At 48.5% G+C, this 21,647-nt stretch carries 17 protein-coding genes and 1 riboswitch; of the genes, 7 read left to right on the forward strand and 10 right to left on the reverse strand.

The genetic code is table 11. The features are described 5' to 3' along the window. Positions 1 to 8 precede the first annotated feature (8 nt). The 4 genes from dctP to CRN96_RS10305 all read right to left on the reverse strand — a co-directional run bounded on the left by dctP (position 9) and on the right by CRN96_RS10305 (position 4,236). The gene (gene dctP, locus CRN96_RS10290) at positions 9 to 1,100 is read right to left on the reverse strand and encodes a TRAP transporter substrate-binding protein DctP (protein ID WP_097041829.1); all 1,092 of its coding nucleotides are present in this window, start codon (positions 1,098 to 1,100) and stop codon (positions 9 to 11) included. A gap of 35 nt (positions 1,101 to 1,135) precedes the next feature. Then, positions 1,136 to 1,870: an IclR family transcriptional regulator gene (locus CRN96_RS10295; protein WP_097041831.1), complete on the reverse strand. Its 735-nt coding sequence runs from the start codon at positions 1,868 to 1,870 to the stop codon at positions 1,136 to 1,138. Between the two features lie 174 nt (positions 1,871 to 2,044). Further along, a complete protein-coding gene (locus tag CRN96_RS10300; RefSeq protein ID WP_179647185.1) occupies positions 2,045 to 2,851 on the reverse strand; it encodes a creatininase family protein in 807 nt (268 codons plus the stop codon). Further along, a complete protein-coding gene (locus CRN96_RS10305) occupies positions 2,851 to 4,236 on the reverse strand; it encodes an APC family permease (protein WP_179647186.1) in 1,386 nt (461 codons plus the stop codon). The genes CRN96_RS10300 and CRN96_RS10305 overlap by 1 nt, the downstream gene beginning before the upstream one ends. 302 nt (positions 4,237 to 4,538) lie before the next feature. On the opposite strand from CRN96_RS10305, the gene CRN96_RS10310 reads away from it, so the two are divergent. After that, positions 4,539 to 5,465: a glycine betaine ABC transporter substrate-binding protein gene (locus CRN96_RS10310; RefSeq protein WP_097041836.1), complete on the forward strand. Its 927-nt coding sequence runs from the start codon at positions 4,539 to 4,541 to the stop codon at positions 5,463 to 5,465. Between the two features lie 73 nt (positions 5,466 to 5,538). On the opposite strand, the gene CRN96_RS10315 is transcribed toward CRN96_RS10310, so the two are convergent. From CRN96_RS10315 to speB, 4 genes are all read right to left on the reverse strand, one after another. Then, on the reverse strand, positions 5,539 to 6,996 hold the full coding sequence (locus tag CRN96_RS10315; protein ID WP_097041838.1) for an aldehyde dehydrogenase family protein: 1,458 nt from the start codon (positions 6,994 to 6,996) through the stop codon (positions 5,539 to 5,541). Positions 6,997 to 7,054: 58 nt separating this feature from the next. Then, on the reverse strand, positions 7,055 to 8,197 hold the full coding sequence (locus tag CRN96_RS10320; protein WP_097041840.1) for a saccharopine dehydrogenase family protein: 1,143 nt from the start codon (positions 8,195 to 8,197) through the stop codon (positions 7,055 to 7,057). A gap of 378 nt (positions 8,198 to 8,575) precedes the next feature. Further along, positions 8,576 to 10,009, reverse strand: a complete 1,434-nt coding sequence (locus CRN96_RS10325) for an NAD-dependent epimerase/dehydratase family protein (protein WP_097041842.1) — start codon at positions 10,007 to 10,009, stop codon at positions 8,576 to 8,578. A 140-nt stretch (positions 10,010 to 10,149) separates the two neighbouring features. Then, on the reverse strand, positions 10,150 to 11,187 hold the full coding sequence (speB, locus tag CRN96_RS10330; protein WP_097041844.1) for an agmatinase: 1,038 nt from the start codon (positions 11,185 to 11,187) through the stop codon (positions 10,150 to 10,152). A 379-nt stretch (positions 11,188 to 11,566) separates the two neighbouring features. Here speB and CRN96_RS10335 point away from each other — a divergent pair, with 379 nt between their 5' ends. After that, the gene (locus tag CRN96_RS10335) at positions 11,567 to 12,967 is read left to right on the forward strand and encodes a YjiH family protein (protein WP_097041846.1); all 1,401 of its coding nucleotides are present in this window, start codon (positions 11,567 to 11,569) and stop codon (positions 12,965 to 12,967) included. A 60-nt stretch (positions 12,968 to 13,027) separates the two neighbouring features. Here the strand turns inward: CRN96_RS10335 and CRN96_RS10340 are convergent, their stop codons facing one another. Beyond that, the gene (locus CRN96_RS10340; protein ID WP_179647187.1) at positions 13,028 to 14,401 is read right to left on the reverse strand and encodes a sigma-54 interaction domain-containing protein; all 1,374 of its coding nucleotides are present in this window, start codon (positions 14,399 to 14,401) and stop codon (positions 13,028 to 13,030) included. Positions 14,402 to 14,583: 182 nt separating this feature from the next. After that, positions 14,584 to 14,685: riboswitch (SAM riboswitch) on the forward strand. Between the two features lie 111 nt (positions 14,686 to 14,796). Here CRN96_RS10340 and CRN96_RS10345 point away from each other — a divergent pair. The 5 genes from CRN96_RS10345 (at position 14,797) to CRN96_RS10365 (ending at position 20,278) form a co-directional block, all read left to right on the forward strand. Then, complete coding sequence (locus tag CRN96_RS10345) at positions 14,797 to 15,918, forward strand: mandelate racemase/muconate lactonizing enzyme family protein (protein ID WP_097041850.1); 1,122 nt, start codon at positions 14,797 to 14,799, stop codon at positions 15,916 to 15,918. Positions 15,919 to 15,949: 31 nt separating this feature from the next. Further along, on the forward strand, positions 15,950 to 16,960 hold the full coding sequence (locus CRN96_RS10350; RefSeq protein ID WP_179647188.1) for a tripartite tricarboxylate transporter substrate binding protein: 1,011 nt from the start codon (positions 15,950 to 15,952) through the stop codon (positions 16,958 to 16,960). Positions 16,961 to 17,038: 78 nt separating this feature from the next. Beyond that, entirely contained in the window at positions 17,039 to 17,512 is a 474-nt protein-coding gene (locus CRN96_RS10355) for a tripartite tricarboxylate transporter TctB family protein (RefSeq protein WP_179647189.1), read from the forward strand. A gap of 48 nt (positions 17,513 to 17,560) precedes the next feature. Beyond that, positions 17,561 to 19,069, forward strand: a complete 1,509-nt coding sequence (locus CRN96_RS10360) for a tripartite tricarboxylate transporter permease (RefSeq protein WP_097041855.1) — start codon at positions 17,561 to 17,563, stop codon at positions 19,067 to 19,069. Positions 19,070 to 19,102: 33 nt separating this feature from the next. Then, positions 19,103 to 20,278: a M20 metallopeptidase family protein gene (locus CRN96_RS10365; protein ID WP_097041856.1), complete on the forward strand. Its 1,176-nt coding sequence runs from the start codon at positions 19,103 to 19,105 to the stop codon at positions 20,276 to 20,278. Between the two features lie 95 nt (positions 20,279 to 20,373). On the opposite strand, the gene CRN96_RS10370 is transcribed toward CRN96_RS10365, so the two are convergent. After that, positions 20,374 to 21,579 carry a PDDEXK-like family protein gene (locus CRN96_RS10370; protein ID WP_245844643.1) on the reverse strand — a complete coding sequence of 402 codons (1,206 nt, stop codon included), beginning with the start codon at positions 21,577 to 21,579 and terminating at the stop codon, positions 20,374 to 20,376. Positions 21,580 to 21,647 lie beyond the last annotated feature (68 nt).

Below are 21,647 nucleotides of genomic sequence, written 5' to 3' on the forward strand. Positions count from 1 at the left end.
CCCCCTGTTCAATCGTATTCCTCATATCCTAATGCATCGTTCATGATGTCTTTCATACCTTCAACGTATTCATCCGGATTTTCAATATCATGTATATTTTCTGCTTCATCCGCCCAGATCTCCCTTAAATCTTCAAATAACTCGGGATCGTTGAAAGTTTCTATGTCTGCTTCGTCAGCAATTTTTACAGTGGCTCCTGCATCACGTTGTTCTTGTATAGTACTTTCAAGCTCTTCTTTATAGACCTCACCAAAAGCTTTTTGTGCACGTTCTGAAGCCCTTAAAATATCTTCCTGAATGTCAGCCGGCAGACTGTCCCACATATCTTTGTTAATCGTGTGGATGAATGGGGCGGACCACCACAGTTCAGTCCCCACAATGATGTTATCCGATGTTTCGTAGAAGCCCATCATATGGAAACCATCATAGTTCGTCATCACACCGTCAATTACGCCGGTCTCAAGTGACATGTAGACATCTTCCCACGGCACACTCACAGGGTTGGAGCCCATGTTCCTCACCGCTTCGAGATACCAGCGGCTCGAAGCCCTCCAGTCCTCGCCCTGTACATCATCGAGTGATTCCAATTCATTAGTGGAGCCAAAGACGATTGGCAGTCCCGTCGTTATTAAAAGTGGATGTTGATTGTTATCCTCCAAATCCTGGCTGAACTGAGGAAGCTCTGTCATTGCTGTATCAAAAATCTCATACATTCCTTCGAAGTCATCTGGTGCAACCGGGAATAACTTGAATAATTCATAACTGAACATCCTTTCTGAGTAGTTGTCCGGATAAATCAGGCCGAGATCCGCAACGCCCTCCCTGACTCCATCCAGTGCTTCAGCTGAAGTGAGGAGTCCGCCGCCGAATACCGGGTTGATTTTGACTTTTCCATCCGTCTCCTCTTCAATCGCCGGGAACCAGTAATCTTGCAGAAATTTTGTCCGCATACCTGTCGGCGGATCATGATCGGAATAATTCAACGTAATGCTATATTCATCAGTGCTGTTGCCGCTTTCATCCACTTCATCTGTTGTACTGTTACAGGCTGACAAGATGAAAGCAAGACTCGAAACCAGTGCAATCATTTTTAGTTTCATAAAGACCACCCCTTTGAAATCGTTATCAATATTATTTATAAATATGCCTCAATTTTTATAACTGCATCTTTGAATGCTTTTACAATTTCTTCTTCGTCCCGGTACTTCATCCTGAATTCAGGTCCTGCTATCGTCAGTGATGCTATCACTTCGCCGCTGGAGTTTTTTATCGGAAAACCGTATGCTTTCACACCTTCATCCAGCTCTCCCATTGAGACCGAATAGCCTTTTTTTCTGACTTCATGTAAATCTTTGATCAGCTCCTCTTTATCTGTAATCGTCCAGCGTGTAATTTTTTTTACCATATCATTATCAAATATTCTGTCGAGGATTTTTCCATCCTGATAAGCAAGCAGAGCTTTCGCCGAAGCGCCACCGAAAAGCGGGAGTATCTTACCTTCTGCCGACGATACTTTGATTGCTGCATCGTCAATCACTGAAGTCGTCAGACATACTGCATTCAAACCTGAAATCACGTTCAATATCGTCGTTTCCCTGAATTCCGTCGTCAGTTCATCCATGAAAGGTTTTGAAATACTCGTAATATCGATATCCGCCCGTACAATGTTCGCCAGTTCGAGGAATTTATAACCAAGCTTGTAATTGCCGAAATGGTCCTCATTGAGGTAGCCGTTCTGCTTTAAGACACGTACATGTCGATATACGCTGCTGACAGGAATACCGAGTTCAGTGGAAATTTCCTCCACTTTCATCGTACGCCGCTCCATTGAAAATAATGTTAAGACTGATAAAACTTTATTTGCTGTCATATAAAACACTCCTAATTATCAATATATGATAATAGTAAATCATTTTATGATAATAGTGAATACATAATAATGACAAGGACTCACTTTGTCAACTCTTTTTCTGAAAATTCTATAATATAGACACAAAAAAGCACACGATTGAAAAATCAACCGTGCGCTTCCACTTACTTTGCCTTATAAAGGTATTTCCCTTTTCCTGATCTCGACTTCCAACCCTTCGAGATATTCAACGAACTCGGAGATGTTATCCACCATCCGCTTCTGGTATTCCCGGCCTTTATCCTTATCGGCAGGTGTCGCATCCCCCATCACGCCCACACCGTGCGTCGCCTCTTTATAATGGGCGACGTCGCTTGCAGTGAGGATTTTATCCGTCAGCACATTCGGGTCATGCTGTAAAAACCTGTTATGATCCGACGGGATGTTTTTGACAGCAGCCTCCGGGCTGCACAACTCAGCATGCCTGTCGTACATGACGGATGTCTCGAGCTCTTCTGCGTGCCCGATGCCGCCGGGTTCGACTTCACTCAGTTCCCTTCCCGCAACTGCATTGATATAGAACGGATCGGCAATCCCGACGAAGGCGCCGGTGTTATTCCTGACCCTCGTCAGGGCGATCCGGAGCGGCGGCAGGTTCGCCTCCCTGTGCCCGTTGATGATCAAAATCTTTTCGAATCCATGATAAATCAAAGAATTCAATACGTCCTCCACCACCTGCGTCAATGTCTCGGGCCTCAAGGTGACTGTGCCGGGGTAAGCCATATGGTGCGGTGCCCAGCCGTACCATAATGGGGAAGCGATGAGCACACCCGTCTTCTCGGCCACATCCATCGCGATGTCCTGCGCCAGCAGTGAATCGGTGCCAAGAGGCAGATGTTTCCCGTGCTGCTCCACACTGCCGACGGGCAGAAGGATCGTCTTCTTCTCCTTTAGATAAGCTTCCACGTCTTCCCATTTATTTTCATGCAGATAATATTTCATCATTTTTTCTCCTTTGTCCATAGATTCTCCATATCCTCCGGACTTAAAAACGTCCAGCGCTTCCTTGCATAGGCGAAATACCATACAGTGAGGAGCACGATCCATCCCATACCGATCGCAATCGCAATCGGATTGACGTAGGTGATGATCACCAGACAGCCGAGGGAAGCGACGATTGCCAGGACAGGCACGTTTTTGATGTTGAACGGGTACCTGAAACGCGGGCTCCAGTCCGCCCTCGTTTTTCTCACAACAATCAGTGCGATATTCATCAGGATCATCATGAGCCAGTTTGAAAATACCGCGGCACTGATCAATATGCCGAGCACTTCCGCGTAACCGAATATGCTCATGAAGGTCGCGGCCAAGGCCAGGATGCCTGTCGCAAGCACTGCGTTATAGGGAATCCCCGCTCTCGATAATTTCGCAAATACAGGCGGAAAAGCATGTTCCCTCGCCGCTGCATACAGCATCCTCGAAGCGCCGAGCAGACAGCCGATGGTCGATGTCGCCGTCGCGGTCAGGGCCGCGATCGCAATCAGTACAGGCCCGTAGGACGGCAGCACATTCTCCACTGCCAAAGCAAGCGGGGCAGCCGAGGTTGCAAGATCCTCAATCGGCGTACTCGATACGACACCGTACCCGACGAGTACATAAAGGATGACTACGGTGACGAGTGCCGAAATCTGCGCATAAGGAAGATTGACCCGCGGGTTTTTCGCCTCCTCACCGAGCGTCAGCACCGCTTCGACCTGCATCTGGCCGAAAGCGATCAGCGCCACGGCGGCAAACAGGCCGGCAACGCCGTTCGTGAACAGATCCGTATATGTAAACGGCCCTGCAGGATTGCTCCCTATCGTGAAGAGCGCAATCGCAAAAAGCGAAATGATCTGTATGATCGATAATATAGTATTGACCTTACCGGTGAAATTGATGCCGTAAAGCAGCATCAAAGTGATCAGTACGGAGATGACCGGCCCTGAAATAAAAGGCGGCACACCCGGTACGAGCACGGTCAGGTAACCCGCGAACCCGAGGTTCACTGCACCTGCGGCAAAAGAAAATGAAAGGAAGTATAATCCTGAACACCACAGTGCAATCAGCTTTGATAAATCTTTTGAAATCGGAAAGAAAGCATACTTTGCATAGACATAGGAAGCCCCCTGGTACGGCCAGCTTGAAGCCATCTCGGCATAACTCATCGAGGACATGATCGCCAAAGCACCTGCAATCAGGAAGGCGATGAATAAAGCAGGCCCCGTCTCAGCAATCGCCGGACCGATGACGGTGAATATCCCGCCGCCCACCAAAGCCCCGACACCGATGGACCATAAATCGATGAAACTTAAACTTCTTGAAATTGAACGTTCAGCAGCCCTTTCCATACCCCTCATCCTTTCAGCAGCAATATATCCACTTATAATATACGAATGTTTTGAATAGTTCAAATTATTTTGGGGATAATTATAGGGGATAAAAATATGGCTCCCGGCTGAAAACAGCACGGTTACACAACCCCCATATAACCAATGGAAAATCAGAGTGATTTAAGAACTTTATTTCCAGTAAAATTCTCTTTGTTACCAGCACTTACAGCATAATATTGGGAATTAAATCACATAATTGTTATAATATATATCCGAAGCTTTCATAAGCTTTATCATCATTAAAAAGGAGTCTATGCAATTTGTTCAATTTCAATTTCATGAGATTCATGCTGGTTGGAATTTTATTTTCATCACTTTTTGCAGCAGGCTGCAGCGTCAACATGACAGAAGCTGATGATATCAGCGAGAATGCCGGAAGCGGAGATTACAGTCAGGAAATGGACTACACGATCACCGGAGTTGAACTCGGCGCCGGGCAGACTGAAGCGATAAATGATGCCATAGAAGCATATGACAATCTGGATGAATGGGAACAGAAAACCTCATCCGCCGCTGCGATGCTCGCCGAACTTGATGAAGCCTTTGAAGATGAGGCACCGATTGCCGTAGCCGCATGGTCACCCCACTTCAAGTTCGCACAATATGACCTTAAATACTTAGAAGACACTGAAGGCATCTTCGGGGAAGAAGAGACTGTGAGGACAATAGCCAGAACGGATCTCGAAAAAGACCTGCCTCACGCATACGCCATCCTGGACCGGATCCAGTTTGAACCCGAAATGATTGAGGAAGCAGTGGCACAAAATGCAGGCACGGATACCGACTATACTGAAATCGCCCGTGAGTGGGTAAATGAAAACGCAGATACGGTTGAAGAATGGACAGCCGGCACGGCACCTGCAGAAGGTGAGCCCGTTAAGCTCGTCACCACACACTGGGATGATTCAATGTTCACAGCCAATGTCGCTGCCGTAGTATTAAGCGAGCATGGTTTTGATGTCACGTTGAGCGCAGTGGATACGCTGGCCTTGTTTGAAACCATTGCGGCAGGTGACGCAGATGCATCACTCTCACCATGGCTCCCTGTAACAGACGGCACTTACTATAATGAATATGCAGATCAAATTGATGATCTCGGACCGCACACGGAAGGTGCCAAAATAGGCATCGCCGTCCCTGAATATATGGATATCGATTCAATCGAAGATCTGAATCCAAAAGAATGACATAATTAAAACACCCTTGAAAGCTTGATTTCAGGGGTGTTTATTTAGCAAGAGTAATTATTTATTTGTCGTTCTATTCACCAAAGTCCCACACAATTGTCTGAAGTTGTGTCATATCTAACATCGTATATCTACCGCCGATTCTTCCCCAACCAGTACTTGTTCCTGTGGCTGCACCGAAAGGCACATGTGGTTCCCAGTAGTTCGAATGTTCATTAATCAATGTATTTCCAGTACGAATGCTGTTTATAAATTTAAATGCTCGAGCCGAGTTGTTTGTATACACGGCAGATTGAAGCCCTAAATAAGAATCATTAGCCACTTCAATTGCTTCCTCATCGTTTTTTACAGTAATTATAGGTACAATAGGACCAAATGTTTCATGCTTGTTCACTAATGTATCAAGTCCCACATTATCCAGAACTGTTGGTTCAAAGTATAGGTTTGTCGGTCTGCTGGTATCTCTCTTACCCCCTGCGAGCACTTTGGCACCCTTTTCAACAGCGTCCTTTACATGTTCTTCCATCTTATTCGCTGTCGATTCGTTATTCATCGGTCCCACTGTAGTATCTTCACTCAAAGGATCGCCCAATCTCCATTTTTTTGTCTCTTCCATTACATGGCTTACAAATTCTTCATGTACTTTTTCATGTACAATAACTCTTTCAGTAGAACAACATACTTGCCCGGCACAATAAAACCCTGCTTCAACTGCACCTTTGGCAGCCTTTTTCAAGTCTGCATCTTCACATACTATGGTAGGGCCGTTACCACTCGCTTCAAGAATGGAAGGTTTCAGTCCGGCGCTCCGTACAATTTTATCCGCTGTAACATGTGAACCAATAAAACCAATCGCGTCCACATTAGGGTGTTCGACTAGCTGTTGGCCCACCTCTCCCGCACCATATACAAGATTGAATACCCCTTTAGGCAAATCAGTTTTGTCAAAAACTTCTGCAAGTGCCTCTAATATACCTGGCGTGTATTCAGAAGGTTTAAATACCACCGTATTACCAGCGGCAATGGCAGGACCCATGAATTCCGATAACATCAAAGTCGGAAAGTTCCATGGGATGATACAGGCATATACACCGTGTGGTTTTCGGAACGTCAATATTCTTTTATTCTTATCCATGGATGGTATGATGGCTGTTTCCTGCCTCTTAATATCTTCTGCCGCAATTCTGAAATTTTCTGCTGTCTCCTCAAGACCCGGAAGCGCTTCAGAATGTAGAGGTTTACCTTGTTCTTTTGTGAGTTTCTCTGCTAAGATTTCTTTATCTTCCAGAATGGCATCTGCAATTTGATGGCATATATCTGCACGTTCCCATGCGGTCATATCAGCCCACATTACTTGCGCATTCTTCGCCGCTGTAACTGCATCATCGATATCTTCCTTGCTTGCATCAATTGCTTCATAAAGTGCTTCTCCATCTACAGGAGACTTGATCACTCTTGTATTCGTCCCCGTGATGTCTTTGAAATCCCCATCGATATAATTTCTTAGTACTTTTGTATTTTTTGCACTCATGACGTTATCCCCTTTATTTTTATATGTTTTTTAATAAATTTAATGATCAAGTGAAAGGTTATCTGGTCTCACTGTAAGTAATTTCAAGTTCAACATTCTTCTCTTTTAGATGCTCGATGTATTTATAAGGATCAACACATTGTTCTGCAGGCTTGACACCTTTCCCGGATATCTCTCCATTTAAAATCATCTGTGCCACAATTGAAGCAGGAATGGCTGTCGCATATTGAGTGGGGCTCGCCTCCCAGTCAGACTGATATTCTGTCAGGAGCTCCAATTTTACAGATGCTTTATTTCCATTTTTACGGCCTTTCACTTCCACAAGCAGAGCATCCGTCCCCCACACGGGGGTTTCCTTCTGAGCCAATGCAGCCTGTACTAAAGAGACGGTCTGTCTCCTTGGAATCACTTCTTCACCTCTGATGGTAAGAGGATTTTCATCCAGCAATCCTAAAGCCTTCAAAGATTCCAACTTGTCAATTGTTGATGCATCCCAAGTATCTTTATAAGTGATTCTTTTTACATCAGGGAAGCTTTTAGGTAAAGTAGCCAATTCCGAGTGAATAATCGAGTACGTCTTCTGCATACCAACTTTCCCATGAAATTGAGTATCTTCCTCATCCCCAAGCGGGGGAATACTGACTACCTCCCCATCTTTGACAGCGACAGCATCCTGTAAAAATTCGCCGATATAAGTATCTATTGCAAATGAAAAAGTGATACCGGTCGTGGAAGATCCATAACGTATATGAATTTCCTCAGCTTGATCCAATTCTTCGACACCATACCTGCTGAAAACATTTGAAGTGCCCGGGTCAGAACCCATACCAGTTATCGATAAAATATCAGCATCTTTCATTTCCTGATCGAGCTTCAACTGTTCATTGGTCCTGGTATATAACCCGCCCAGGTCTAAAACACTCACTCCTGCTTCGGCAGCAGCTTTCATTACATTTATATTGAATACATAGTTCGTTGCGTTGACGCACACTTTTCCTTTTTTAAGTAATTCGACCGTAGTACTTTTGTCCGTGATATCAAGCTCTTTGATATCTATTTTATTTGGGTTAATTTCTTTTAATTCTTTAAGTTTATCTCCATCCAAATCTGCAGCGATAACTTCCACGCCGCTTTCCACTAAATCTCTGACGATAGTGAGACCAATCGTCCCGGTCGCCCCCAATACGACAACTATTGACATAAATCTTCCTCCCAGTTGAAAAATATTCTTAAACGCTGCGTATTAAAAAGAATTCGTAAATAGTCTGAGTGAGTGTCCAGTATTATTAATAACAATCAAAGACGAGATTATATTTCTATTTAGTAGACTATTATCGAAACTTCCTGCTCTTCTCACTATGTTCTGAGTAGCCTGATTACTATTTATGATTTATTATCTCTCCTCGCTTCCTCGCCCATTAATATGATAACGCTTACATTCAGAATAATCAAATTATCTTATAGGAAATAGTAATTTAATCTTATTTACTATTTATTATATTCATATTTCTCATTACTATAGTCTGTTCTCTCATCAAAAAACACACCTTCACATGAAGGTGTGTTTTAGCCTTTCCTATTACGCCCTCCCGGCATGCGGGTTTGAAACGTATTTCGCATATCTTGAGCCGAGCATATTGGCAAGGAGCCCTGTCTCGAATCCGAAGGCTTTCATGACCATCAGGTGGACCCTCGCCTGGGTGAGCGTGTAGACGAACCATGGCAGCGTCGGTTCGTACTCATGGAGGGCGATGAGCACTTCGTCCTTATCCAGCACCCGGCGGAATTCCAGCCGTGCGCGCCCGCCTTCCCGCTTCTGTGAAAACTGCCCGCCTTTGATGTAGAAGAGCAGCCTGTCCTCGTACGACCGTTCTTCCGATTTCTCGAAGATCAGTATCGGATCTTTGAAGAAAGGCAGCGTGATTGAAGTTTCCTTATCATCGACGCTCGTATTGATCAGCCTGCCGCCGATCCTCGACAGCCAGTTGATGTAGTAATCGGCCGTGTCCTCGACCGACCACTGCTCCGGGATCTTGATGCGCTGGACTGATTTCACGTCATTTTTCTGGATGTCCTTCTTCTGCAGCAACCCGCCTGCTGACGGACTGCTCTGATCCAGTTCCCCGTCGAGTGCAATCCTCACGCTTTCCTTGAAGGTGGTCGGGGCGTTGGAGATGCCCTCGACATAATTCTCCTCCCTCATGACCATGCTGTGGGTCAGACTCTCAAGCAGCGGATAGACCATCTCCTTCGGTTTCTGCGCGATGAGGCGCACCCACAATTTCGACAGGAAAATCGGGATAATCGGCAGGTCCACCATCGGCAGCTTCTTATCCATGACCTCCGCAGTCTCTTCGAACAGCTCCCGGTAGGTCTTCTCCTCCGGTCCGCCGATATCGATGGATTCATTCTGCTCAGGTTTCCGTTTGACTACTTCCATCAACCCGGACAGGACATCCTTCAAAGCCACCGGATGCGTCCGGTTGTACGCCCATGCAGGCAGGAGGAGCGCCGGCAGGCGCTTCACCAGATTATGGAGGATCGGGTACGACGAACCCTTCGGGCCGACGATCAGCCCCGCACGCAGTGTGGAGACCGGGATGCCGTATGAACCGAGGATCTTCTCGCACTCGAGACGGCTTTCCAGGTGGTCCGACAGTTCATCATCGTCAGGGATGATGCCGCTCAAGTAGATGATGCGCTTCACATCCTGCTTCTTCGCAGCCCAGGCAAAATTATCCGCAAGGATCGCATCCTTATCGCCGAATGTCCCCTGGTCGAGCTTGGACGAAGGCTGCATGGAATGGACGAGGTATATCGCAATGTCCACACCTTCCATCACCTGCTCAATATCCAGCTGCGAATAAAGGTCCGCCTCCTTCCATGTGACATTCTCCTCGTCCTCCTTATTCGATGTGTTCCTTGATATCGCAATGATTTCATATTCTTCCTTCAGGCTTTCCATCAGGTTTCCGCCGATATATCCCGATGCGCCGGTCAACAGTATTTTCATTTCAGCACCCCTTATCATTAGTTAGGTACTTATACCCCGTGGGCCCGGATGTATGTATGCATAAGGAATGTATCAATGCTGCCGGCCGGTAAAATAAAAACAGCGCGGGGCCTAAGCCTCCACGCCGTCATCTATCCATTTTATTTTCTATCCTGTGCCGGCATCACTTCAAGGCTCAATGGCTCGCGGGTGTAACGCTTGCCTTTCTTTTCACCCTTCAGTTCCTTCTCCTTCAGGACATAGCTCAAGAGATCCAGCATGATCCTTGCAGCCGTCTGGCCCGTCATCCCTGTCGGGTCATACTGCGGTGCGACTTCGACCAGGTCGAACCCGATCACTTCACCGTGGCCTGCAATTGCCTTCAAAAGATCGTTCACTTCATCATAGAGCAGTCCGCCCGGTGAAGGTGTACCCGTGCCCGGTGCTATGGAAGGGTCGACACCGTCGATATCGATCGTGATGTAATACTTCTCCCCTGCCGGAATGAGGTCGAGCAGACCCTGGATGCCCTTCTCGCGCATCTTCTTCGGCGACAGTATTGTGGAACCGTACTCTTTCGCTGCATCGACGTCTTCCTTCTTGCTGCTGCTGATGCCGCGTATGCCGAACTGGTAGATGTTCTCCACATGATCAAGCTCCGATAATCTCCGGATGCAGTTGCCGTGACCGTAGCGCATGCCTGATCTGTGATCCGCCCAGTCAAGGTGTGCATCCAGCTGGATGACGTGGAACGGGCCGAGATCCTCCAGACCTTTGCCGACAGGTGCCGTAATTGAATGGTCGCCGCCCATGATCACCGGCATGGCGCCCTGTGCCACGATCTTACGCACCATTTCTTCAGTGTTGTCATGGCTCTGCATGATGTCCCCATGGACGATGTCCACATCACCGCAGTCCAGGACTTTCCAATCAGGTCCGAGGTAAGTGATATCATTTTCGATATCATACGCACCTTCCAGGCCGAAGCTGTATAAGGTCGAACCTTCACGTATCGCCCTCGGGCCCATCCTTGCACCCGACTTCCACTGTGTCCCCATGTCGTTCGGTACACCGATCACCGCGACATCCGCCTCCATCTCAGAAAGCTTCTCCACGTCATCACAAATCGGGTACTTTCCAAAAGTGCTGATGCCTGTGAACGGCAGATTCAAAAATTGTTTTTCATCTGGTCTTACCATGATATATTCCCCCTGTTTTATATGAACATTAAATTTCTGACTTTTCTTAAATCTATCAGTGACTAAAATCTATCACGGTTTCCCCGTAAATACAATACAAAAACGCAAAATAATTTCATTAAAATATAAAAAATAATGAATTAAATGCATCATTGCATTTAAATGCAACATTACATTATAAGCCTTTAAATACTATTAAATTAGGTTTTAATGAATGATAAAATTGATTTTTAATGCATTACTGCATTTTAAAAGTTTTAGTTTTATAAAATTTTATGTCGGAAAACCCTTGTTAAATAATATACTCCTGTGCATAATGGTTTCCAGGGAGATGGATTTCTGAAAATACGAAATCTTTAATTAACAAGGGGGACTGGACATGAATGATTCATTCAACAGGACGGAAGGTACAATCAGCAGAAAGCGCTATCTTGTAGGGGTAAGCAGATTCATATTTTTCACGAGCATCGCAGTATTGATATTCTTCATACCTTTTGAAATCAACGGCAACAGGGAGATACTTTTCGGTTTCATCTATAATACACTCATCGATCTGTTCGGCATCGTCGGCATATGGATGATCAGCATACTTACAGCAGGGAACGCCCTGCTCAGCCTCGTCGGTAAATTCGTATCGAAGGAAGGCACGAAGCTGCACAGTTATTACGCAAAAGATTCAAAAATATATATTCCAATATACTTTCTGGGGGCAGCATACTCCATACTATATACACTGCAGGTTTCCATACCGGCATTCAACGGCCCGGAGGCGATCGTCGGATCAGGCACGGGTGAATTGATGTCCGGCATCGCACTTGCGGTCATGTGGGTCATCCCGCTCGGCGCAATCTTCATCCCGTTCTTCGTCAACTACGGGTCGATCGATTTCGTCGGCACACTGCTTCAGCCGATCATGCGCCCGATCTTCAAAGTACCGGGCAAGAGTGCAGTCGACGCCATCACTTCATTCTTGACGTCATCTTCGGTCGCAGTGCTTTTCACCACAAAGCTTTACAATATGAAGTACTACACTAAAAAGGAAGCGGCGGTCATCACGACAAGCTTCAGTGCCGTCAGCATCGGTTTTGCGGCCGTCGTCATCGATACGGCGGGCCTGATGGAACACTTCGGGAAAGTATACTTTTCTTCGTTCCTGGTGGCGTTCATCATCGCATTCATCATGATCCGCATCCCGCCGCTGTCCATCAAGAAAGATGTCTATATCGATGACACCAGGCAGACACCGGAAGACAGGGTCGCAGAGACGTATAATAAAAACACGCTCGGCATCGCGGTCAATTCTGCGATAGAACAGGCTGCGGAATCGAATGAATTTTTCACAGAGATCAAGAAAAGCCTGAAGGAAGGTCTGTCGGTGCTGCCGAAAGTGCTTTCGATGCTGTTCGCCATCGGGGTATCGGTGCTCATACTTGCCGAATACACACCGACTTTCGAAGTCATCGGCGCCGTCATTGCACCGTTCATCCAGCTTTTGCGGGTGCCGGATGCAGCATTGATCGCACCATCCCTTGCACTCGGACTTGCTGAAATGTTCCTGCCGGTGCTCTACATTGCCGATATGGTGGGTACACTAGATGTACAGGCGAGATACTTCGTCACTGCGGTTTCAATGGTGCAGATCATCTTCTTCGCTGAGACGGGTGCTGTCATGCTTTCGACGGGACTTCCGCTCAAGCTTTGGGAACTGATCGTCATCTTCACATTGAGAACGCTGATTGCAATGCCGCTTGTCGCGATATTCATGCACTTATTATTCTGATCAAATCAAAAAGTGGCTGCACTTCCATTTTGGAAGCGCAGCCACTTTTTTATACGAACTTTATTTGAATTTGATGCCGTACTTATGAAACTTCCGCCGGATCGTCGTCGGATCGACTTTGAGCTTCTTCGCCATGTCCGCAACATCACCGCCCGCCTCCATCGCATTCATGAGCACCTGCTTCTCAAAATTCGCCACGATGTCGGCAAGCGACTGCGTGCCGTCCATCTCCATGAAGGCCAGGCTGTCGACCTGGGAATTTTTGATCTCGAACGGGATGTCCACATAATCGATGACGGACTCCGGGCTGGTCACCACAAGCCGTTCAACGATGTTTTCAAGCTCCCTTACGTTGCCCGGCCAGTGGTAGCCGATCAGCGCGTCCATCGCCCTCGGATCGATTCGTTTATCGAGGCCGTATTTTTCATTGACCTTCTTCAAGTTCTGCATGATGAGCGGGTAGATGTCATCACGTCTCTTCCTGAGCGGCGGGATGTCGATCGGAATGATGTTCAGGCGGTAGTAGAGCTCCTCCCGGAACTGCTTCCCCTTCACCAGAGCCTCGAGGTCTTTATTCGTCGCGGCGATCACCCGCACATCGATCGGTATCTCTTCATCGCCGCCGGTCCTGGTGAACTTCTCTGCCTGGATGGCTGCAAGCAGCTTGCTCTGAAGGGAGAGCGACAGCTCGTCTACATCATCAAGGAACAAGGTGCCGCCGTCCGCAAGCTCGAACAGCGCTTTCCTTACGCCTCCGGGAGTGCCGTCTTCACGGCCGAACAGCTCCGCTTCAAGCAGTGTTTCCGTAATTGCGCCGCAGTCGAGCTTCATGAACGGTTTATCCTTCACCGGGCTGTAGCTGTGGATCAGGCGGGCGATGACGCCCTTGCCGGCACCGGGTTCCCCCTGGATCAGCACCGACGATTTGACCGAGGCGACGCGCATGACCAGCTGGAGGATCTTCTCCATCGTCGCATCCCGTGCGATGACGGCGCTGTCTATCTCCCGGTACTTCATCTGTTCGAGCTCCATATGGTAATTCTTGCTGAGGTGCTTCGCCTCTTCCAGTTCATCCCGCAGGTTGTTGAGCGAGGTGATGTCCCGGGAGTTCACAACGACCCCCTTGATCCGCCCTTCCCCGTCGAAGAAAGGTGTGGCACTCGCCATGACCAGTTTGCCGTTGATGTTCTGGAACATGTTCACACGCTTTTTCTTTGCGATCGCAGCGAGGGTGATCGATTCCGGGTAGACCCCCGTATCCACGAAATGCTGCACGTTCTTCCCGATGATGTCCTCACGCCTGATGCCTTCAATCTCCTCGCACGCCTTGTTGTAGAAAAGCGTCACGCCTTCGGCATCGGTGATGTGGATTCCGTCGTAGGACGAATCGATCAGGGACTCGAACTCCTCCCTCGTAAAAAGCTTCTCCGTCATGTTCTCCACCCCCTTCATAAAATGTCGTTTCAATCATTTTAAATATACCATAAGCCTTTGGGCGGCGGTATTTCGAAGGGACATCCAAATATCATAAATAAATGTCAGAATTCAATTGACAAGTCTGATTATTTAGTTTAACATTACTTGACTAAATCAATAATTGAATAGAATATTCATGACACTTATCCAGAGAGATGGAGGGACTGGCCCTTTGAAACCTCGGCAGCAGACTGATCATTACTGTGCCAATTCCAGGAAGCCGAAGGCTTTGAAGATAAGAAGAGCATCAACCAGTCGGATCCGGCCTCTTCTACACATATAGAAGGGGTCTTTTTATTTCCGGATGGATCAATGGATTTCATTCACATACATAAAGGAAGGAATGGTCGAACATGAAAATATCAGATGTGATCGTCAAAAGATACTGGGATAACCAGCGCCCGGATATGAAGCACGCCGACGGCTATGAAGTCATCACGGTCGAGGTGCAGACGGATGCCGGCATAAGCGGTACAGGATTTCTTTCACTGCCCGTCTTCTCCCATGGGCATATCGGAGATGTCATCGCCACCCTGATTGGGCGCAACCTGCGGAATGTCGTACTCGGAGAAAACCCCTTACATACAGAAGATGTCTGGCAGCGCATGTACAGCACCACTTGGAAACTCGGCGGAAAAGGCATATTCCGTAAATGCATCGGCGCCATCGACATCGCCCTCTGGGACATCAAAGGTAAAGCAGCGAACGTTCCGGTCTCCGGGCTTTTCGGCGGACACAAACAGCATGTGAAGACATACGCGAACGTCGCCCACCAGCTCCCGCCGGATGAACTCGCGGCGAAGGCTGTGGAATACACTGAGCAGGGGCATAAGGCACTCAAGATCCGCTGCGGCACCAGCGCCGTTCCGATTGAAGAGGCGGATGAGCGGGTGCGCCTCGTCAGGGAAGCCATCGGACCGGACATCAAACTGATGGTCGACGTCAACGGCTCATGGGATGCAGAGACCGCCATACAGCAGTTGAAGAAATGGGAAAAATACGACTTGTACTGGCTCGAAGAGCCGGTACCTTACGAGGACACCGCAGGATATGCGCGCGTCAAGCAGTTCGCAGGCAGCACCTACATCGCGGGCGGCGAGCAGCATGAAGGCCTGGATGAATTCAGGCACCTGATCGAACGGAATGCCCTCGATATCGCACAACCCGACGCTGCAACGACCGGCGGCATCACGGACTGGATGAAGATATATAATTTCGCGACGATGCACAATATACCCGTCGCACCGTGGAACCTCCAACAGGTCCACATCCATATGGCCGTCGGCCTGCCGAACGTGCAGTGGATCGAATACTTCACGCCGGACCGCGGCTTCTTCCAGAACAGGCTGTTCGACGGCCCTGCCCTGAAGGAAGTCAGAAAAGCGGACGGCATATACTTTGAAGCGCCGGATGTCACCGGGCTTGGCATGAAACTGAACCAGGCGGTGGCGGAAGAGACTTTACTGGATGAATAAAATGCCCCGTCGGGGAGAAGGAAGAGAAAAAATGAAAAGAAACCATATATTATTTGCAGCAATCTTATTTTTATCCGTCGTGTTCCTGCAGGCCTGCGGCAACGGAGGCGGCGAAGACGCATCAAATGAGGGGAACGGTGACGCCGGCGGCGAAGCGGCGAACTACCCGGAGCGTACGATCGAACTTGTCGTCGGATACGGCGAAGGCGGCGGTACGGACAACTTTGCACGCCTTGTGGGCCAGAAGATGAGTGAAAAACTCGGCGAAAACATCAACGTCGTGAACCAACCTGGCTCCCGCGGCGCGATTGCGGAGGAATATGTACAGAATCAGCCGGCGGACGGCTATACGATCTGGGTCGCGACACCGGATATACTCGTCAACATCGCAACGGATTCAACGCCGTATCCTCTGGAGGACTACACGCCGCTCGGCCGCGGCCAGCTGGATACATACACCATCCAGACAAGCTCTGACAGTGAATTCGATGATATCGATGCAGTGATTGAAGCGGCCCAGGAAAACCCGGGCACCATCACCATCGGCGGCACCGCTGCTGACGGCTTCGATGAATTGAGCGCAGACAGGGTCATGGAAGACCTTGATATTGAACTGAGATACGTGCCATATGACGAAGCCGGCATGATGCACAGTGATGTGCTCGGCGGGCATACCGATTTGATGCTTGAGGAGATCGGTCCTGCGAAAGCGACGATCGAGTCCGGGGACTTGGATGTTCTTGCGATCTTCATCGACAATGAAGAAGTTGAAGGCTTTGAAGATGTACCGACGAATCCTGAGAGGGGCTGGGAGTTCACCGACGGCAACGCAAGGAGCTTCTACGTGAAGTCGGATACACCTGAAGAGATCATCAATGTACTGGAAGAAGCGTACGCAGAAGTCATTCTTGAAGATGAGGAGTACCTGCAGTATGAAGAGGACAACTACCTCCATATCAGGGAAGACGGCTACCTGCCGCGTGAAGAATATGAGCAGCTCAACGAAGAGCTGCTGCAGGAATATGAAGAGACTTTGAATTAAAGCGATATAGCACCATCTGAAGAGGGCGCAGCCATACGGCTGCCCTCTTTTCAAAATTTATGCATGGAGGTGGACCCGGTGCGGAATATAGGAATTTCCATTGTCATCATTTTGTTATCCGTCTTTTTATTTTATGACACTTTCAGCATCGAGGCTGCAGCAAGTGAAGAGATCGGCCCGACGATGTGGCCGCGCATCCTGCTGGTATCACTCTTCATATTCGGCTTCATCCTGCTGATCCAGTCCCTGTACCGTCTGAAGAAGGAATCAGCGGAAAAGTCCGGGGACCGGTTCGATGCCGTGAAGTTCTGGGGCTTCCTGATTCTCATCATACTGTACATCCCCGCACTCACATATATCGGCTTCATCATCGCAACACCGCTATGGATCTTCATGCTCGCATTCATCGCAGGCATGCGGAAGGTATGGCTGCTGATACTCACGCCTTTGGTCGGCACGGCGGTGGTGACCTTCCTGTTCCCTGTATTGCTCAGGATCTCCATGCCACGGGGCGTCGGGTTCATGCGGGAAATTTCATACTTTTTCTATTAATCATTTTTAACTGCAACTAATTATTTTGAATAAAAGGAGGGGAAAATTATGTTTGAAGACCTGCTGGGTGGTTTTGCGAATGTATTCACACCGATCCATATCATCATGCTTTTTGCGGGGGTCTTCATTGGCATCCTCGGCGGAGCCATACCCGGGATCAGCGGCACCATGCTGGTCGTCATACTGCTCCCGGTGGCATACGGCCTCGACCCGATCCCGGCGCTCCTGCTCCTGACCGCGGTCTATACGACGTCCGTATTCTCGGGCTCCATCAGCGCCATACTCTTCAATACGCCGGGGACGCCGGAAGCTGTCGCGACCGTATTCGACGGGTACGAAATGACAAAGAAAGGGAAAGCTGGCGAAGCACTTGGTGTCGCCATCTTCAGTTCCGCAACGGGCGGGCTGATCGGGTGTGTGTTCCTGATCATACTCACGCCTGTACTCGCTTCCCTCGCTTTGAACTTTTCCTCCCCTGAATACTTTTCACTGATATTCCTGGCGCTCGTCATCGTGAGCGTCCTCGGCGGCGGGAGCTTCGTCAAAGGGATGATCGGTGTGCTCATCGGCCTGTTGATCGCGACCGTCGGACTCGACAGCAGCTCGGGCGTCGCCCGCTTCACCTTCGACGTCACCGGACTCCGCTCAGGGATAGATTTCGTCGCCGTCATCATCGGCCTCTTTGCACTCGCGGAAGTGCTCCGTAAAGTGCAGGAAGACTACTTCACGAAAGATAAGACCGCCAACCCGAAGACGAAATTCCCGGGACTCGGCCTTTTGAACAGGCTGAAGCGCACCATCGGCCAGTCATCCCTGCTCGGCTTCTTCATCGGCGTCCTGCCGGGTGTCGGCGCGACAAGTGCCTCACTCGTCAGCTACAGCATGAGTTCAAGCTTTTCAAAAGACTCGAAGTCATTCGGTACAGGTATACCCGAAGGCGTCGCCGCACCGGAATCCGCCAACAACTCTGCAGCCATGGGCGCAATCGTCCCGCTGCTCGCACTCGGCATACCGGGAAGCGCAACGACCGCCGTCATCCTGGGTGCATTCATCATGAACGGCATCCAGCCGGGTCCTTTATTGATCGAACAGCAGGGCATGCTCGTCTATACGATTATCGGGGGGCTGCTGCTCGCGAACTTATCGGTCATCGTCTTCAGCAAGCCGTTCATCAGCATCTTTTCGTATATACTGAAGGCACCCTACTACATCATCGGTCCGATGATCGTCATCTTCTGTTTCATCGGTACATATGCAGTGCGCAACTCGATGCTCGACCTTGTCGTCATGGTGATCGCCGGCATCGTCGGCTACAATCTGACGAAGGCGAAATTCCCGCTTGCCCCGATGATACTCGGACTCGTCCTCGGCACCATGATCGAGGACCATTTCAGAAGGGCACTCATCATCTCGGGCGGCGACTTCAGCATATTCTTCACCCGCCCGATCAGTGCCGTGCTGCTCGCCCTTGCATTCCTGAGCCTGCTCATCCCGGTGTTCAAATGGTACAGGAGAAGGATCATGGAGAAGAAGGATAAAGTGCTCCCGGGTCAATAACGGAACTTAAATTTCATCAAAGGAAGGTTTTATATGTTGGATCAGGAAATAAAAACAGTCGGACCCGAAGTCATCGAATGGCGCCGCACCATGCACAGGCACCCGGAGCTCTCCTACCAGGAACACTGGACGAGCAGCTATATCGAAGAACAATTAAAAGAGATGGACGGCATCGAAATCAGCCGTCCGACAAAAACCAGCGTGCTCGGCATCATCAGGGGAGCGCACCCCGGAAGGAAAGTGGGCTTACGCGCCGATATCGATGCACTGCCGATCCAGGAAGACCGTGACGACCTCGACTTCACTTCCGAAATCGACGGCAGGATGCACGCCTGCGCCCATGATGCCCATGCGGCGATGCTCTTAGGTGCCGCCAAAGTGCTCTCAAAAAATAAAGACCACATCCACGGTGAAATCTACTTGATCTTCCAGCATGCTGAAGAAGTGCCGCCGGGTGGTGCGAGGGAAATGGTCGCGACCGGGCAGTTCGACGACCTGGATGTCGTCTTCGCCCAGCACATTATGACCACCCTCCCCGTCGGTGAGATCCATATCAAGTCGGGACCCGTGACCGCAAACTCAGATATTTTCAACCTCACCATCACTGGCAAGGGCGGCCACTCCTCCCAGCCGGAGAACTCGATCGATCCCGTACTCATCGGATCCCGCATCGTTTCACAGGTACAGGACATCGTCTCACGCCTGGCAAGCCCGCTCGACAACCTCGTCGTGTCAGTGACGAACTTCCATGCCGGCACCGGCGCGGAAAACGTCATTCCGCAGACCGCGAAAATCAGCGGCAGCGTCCGCTCCGCGAGTGCGGAAATACGCGAACTCGCAAAAGAGAAGATCGAAGCCATCATTAGAGCCAACTGTGAAATCTACGGTGCGACATATGACCTTGATTACACATACGGCGTCACCGCAGTCATCAATGATGAAGCAGAAACCACAAAAGTGAGGGAGACACTGACCGAAACCTTCGGGGCTGAGAGGGTTAAGGAAATGATCATGATGATGGGCGGCGAAGACTTCGGCGCGTTCACCGAAAACCTCCCCGGCGTCTATATCATGATCGGTACATATAACGAAGAAAAAGACTGCATCTACCCGCACCACCATCCTAAGTTTAAGATTGATGAAGATGTTTTGATTGATGGGATCAGGATACATGTCAATGCAGCGTTGAAGCTTGGAAGAGACAAGTAACATTTTAAATAAAGTTCCAAACTAAAAAGTGCCCGGCTACTAAAATATGTAGTCGGGCACTTTTATGTATTCAGTGGTGGATACTTCTCTGATTTCTAATCCATTGGTGGCTTTGAAGATTCTAGACCGTAACCTTCCAATATAACTTTCTCCAATGTTTTTAAGTCTTTTCCAAAGAACCTTTCCACCCTACTTTCAATATCATTATGCAGCTTTTCAGGATCCACTTCATGAGCCTCATTATAATCGAGGATGTTCTTAACGAAAATCGTTGTGTAAGCTGTCGTCAGCTTTCCGTTCCGTCCCCTGAATGCTGTATTATTTGAGGCGATATCATAGAGCTTTTCCCTTACAGCACTTTCTCCAGGTCCTATGATAAGTTTGATTCTCAGCCCCCTCGCTGTGTTTTGGAACTCGAAAAGCAGTATCCTTCTGCTAGATGTCCAGCCCCTGCCTTCTGCTTCCACCGTCTCGGCAAGTTGATTAGTCGTGAAACGGATTAAATTTTTATTGCTACTATCCAATACCAAATCTTCATGGCTTTCAATCATGCCTTGGAGTTTAGTGGATATTTCAGAATACATATCCGGCTTATATTCAAAAATAAGGTCTAAAGCCTTCTTATGCTTGAAATATATATCTTGGCATATTTTCTCCAATTCCTTGTCTCCCACGACGTACCTCCTGAGTATATCCATATATTGTTCTATAAACAGTTTCACACTGGTCTCCATAGAATGTCTTCTTCGTTCCAGACTGGAGTTGATCATGTTCACCATCTGATTGTAATCCATGCTTAACCACAAATCCGGATTGCTTGCTTCATCTCCAAAAGGCGTGAGATAAACGAACACTTTATGGTAATCCGGAAAACCATTCTTGATGATTTCATGATATTTATTCAACTGATGCCTCGATTCCTTGCTCCAGACTTTGTTCTCTATGACCAGTACAAATTTATTCGACTCTGAGACGGCAAGCAAGTCGATGTTCTGCCATTCTCTTCTGACGATTAAATCATGATAGTCCCAAAGCAGCAGGTCTAGAGGATCAATGGTGAGCTGCCCTTCATATTTCTGAGTGATTTCCTGAAGGAAACGTTTCAGGAATGCATCACCCCACCCATGTTGCTCATTAGGTGAAAACAACCACCCTATCACGTTACTGTGCCGTATCTCCATGTTCACAATGCCCAATGTTTCAAAGACATTGAAGCCTGAAAGGCGCCCCTCTAATTTGTCCAATTCATCTGTGTTCATTAAGAAATTTTGAAGTGCATCCCTTTCTTCTTTACCAATCATCATGTTCACCTCTTATTATTTCGAGTAATAAACACTCATCTTAATCATCTAGACTAAGAGCAGGGTTA

It is taken from the genome of Salinicoccus kekensis (assembly GCF_900220995.1).
Taxonomy (GTDB): domain Bacteria; phylum Bacillota; class Bacilli; order Staphylococcales; family Salinicoccaceae; genus Lacicoccus; species Lacicoccus kekensis.

Bases quoted from the DNA above. Each gene is read 5' to 3' on its own strand.
- dctP (WP_097041829.1), bottom strand. From the start codon at position 1,100: ATGAAACTAAAAATGATTGCACTGGTTTCGAGTCTTGCTTTCATCTTG.
- CRN96_RS10295 (WP_097041831.1), bottom strand. From the start codon at position 1,870: ATGACAGCAAATAAAGTTTTATCAGTCTTAACATTATTTTCAATGGAG.
- CRN96_RS10300 (WP_179647185.1), bottom strand. From the start codon at position 2,851: ATGAAATATTATCTGCATGAAAATAAATGGGAAGACGTGGAAGCTTAT.
- CRN96_RS10305 (WP_179647186.1), bottom strand. From the start codon at position 4,236: ATGGAAAGGGCTGCTGAACGTTCAATTTCAAGAAGTTTAAGTTTCATC.
- CRN96_RS10315 (WP_097041838.1), bottom strand. From the start codon at position 6,996: ATGAGTGCAAAAAATACAAAAGTACTAAGAAATTATATCGATGGGGAT.
- CRN96_RS10320 (WP_097041840.1), bottom strand. From the start codon at position 8,197: ATGTCAATAGTTGTCGTATTGGGGGCGACCGGGACGATTGGTCTCACT.
- CRN96_RS10325 (WP_097041842.1), bottom strand. From the start codon at position 10,009: ATGAAAATACTGTTGACCGGCGCATCGGGATATATCGGCGGAAACCTG.
- speB (WP_097041844.1), bottom strand. From the start codon at position 11,187: ATGGTAAGACCAGATGAAAAACAATTTTTGAATCTGCCGTTCACAGGC.
- CRN96_RS10335 (WP_097041846.1), top strand. From the start codon at position 11,567: ATGAATGATTCATTCAACAGGACGGAAGGTACAATCAGCAGAAAGCGC.
- CRN96_RS10340 (WP_179647187.1), bottom strand. From the start codon at position 14,401: ATGACGGAGAAGCTTTTTACGAGGGAGGAGTTCGAGTCCCTGATCGAT.
- CRN96_RS10345 (WP_097041850.1), top strand. From the start codon at position 14,797: ATGAAAATATCAGATGTGATCGTCAAAAGATACTGGGATAACCAGCGC.
- CRN96_RS10350 (WP_179647188.1), top strand. From the start codon at position 15,950: ATGAAAAGAAACCATATATTATTTGCAGCAATCTTATTTTTATCCGTC.
- CRN96_RS10360 (WP_097041855.1), top strand. From the start codon at position 17,561: ATGTTTGAAGACCTGCTGGGTGGTTTTGCGAATGTATTCACACCGATC.
- CRN96_RS10365 (WP_097041856.1), top strand. From the start codon at position 19,103: ATGTTGGATCAGGAAATAAAAACAGTCGGACCCGAAGTCATCGAATGG.
- CRN96_RS10370 (WP_245844643.1), bottom strand. From the start codon at position 21,579: ATGATTGGTAAAGAAGAAAGGGATGCACTTCAAAATTTCTTAATGAAC.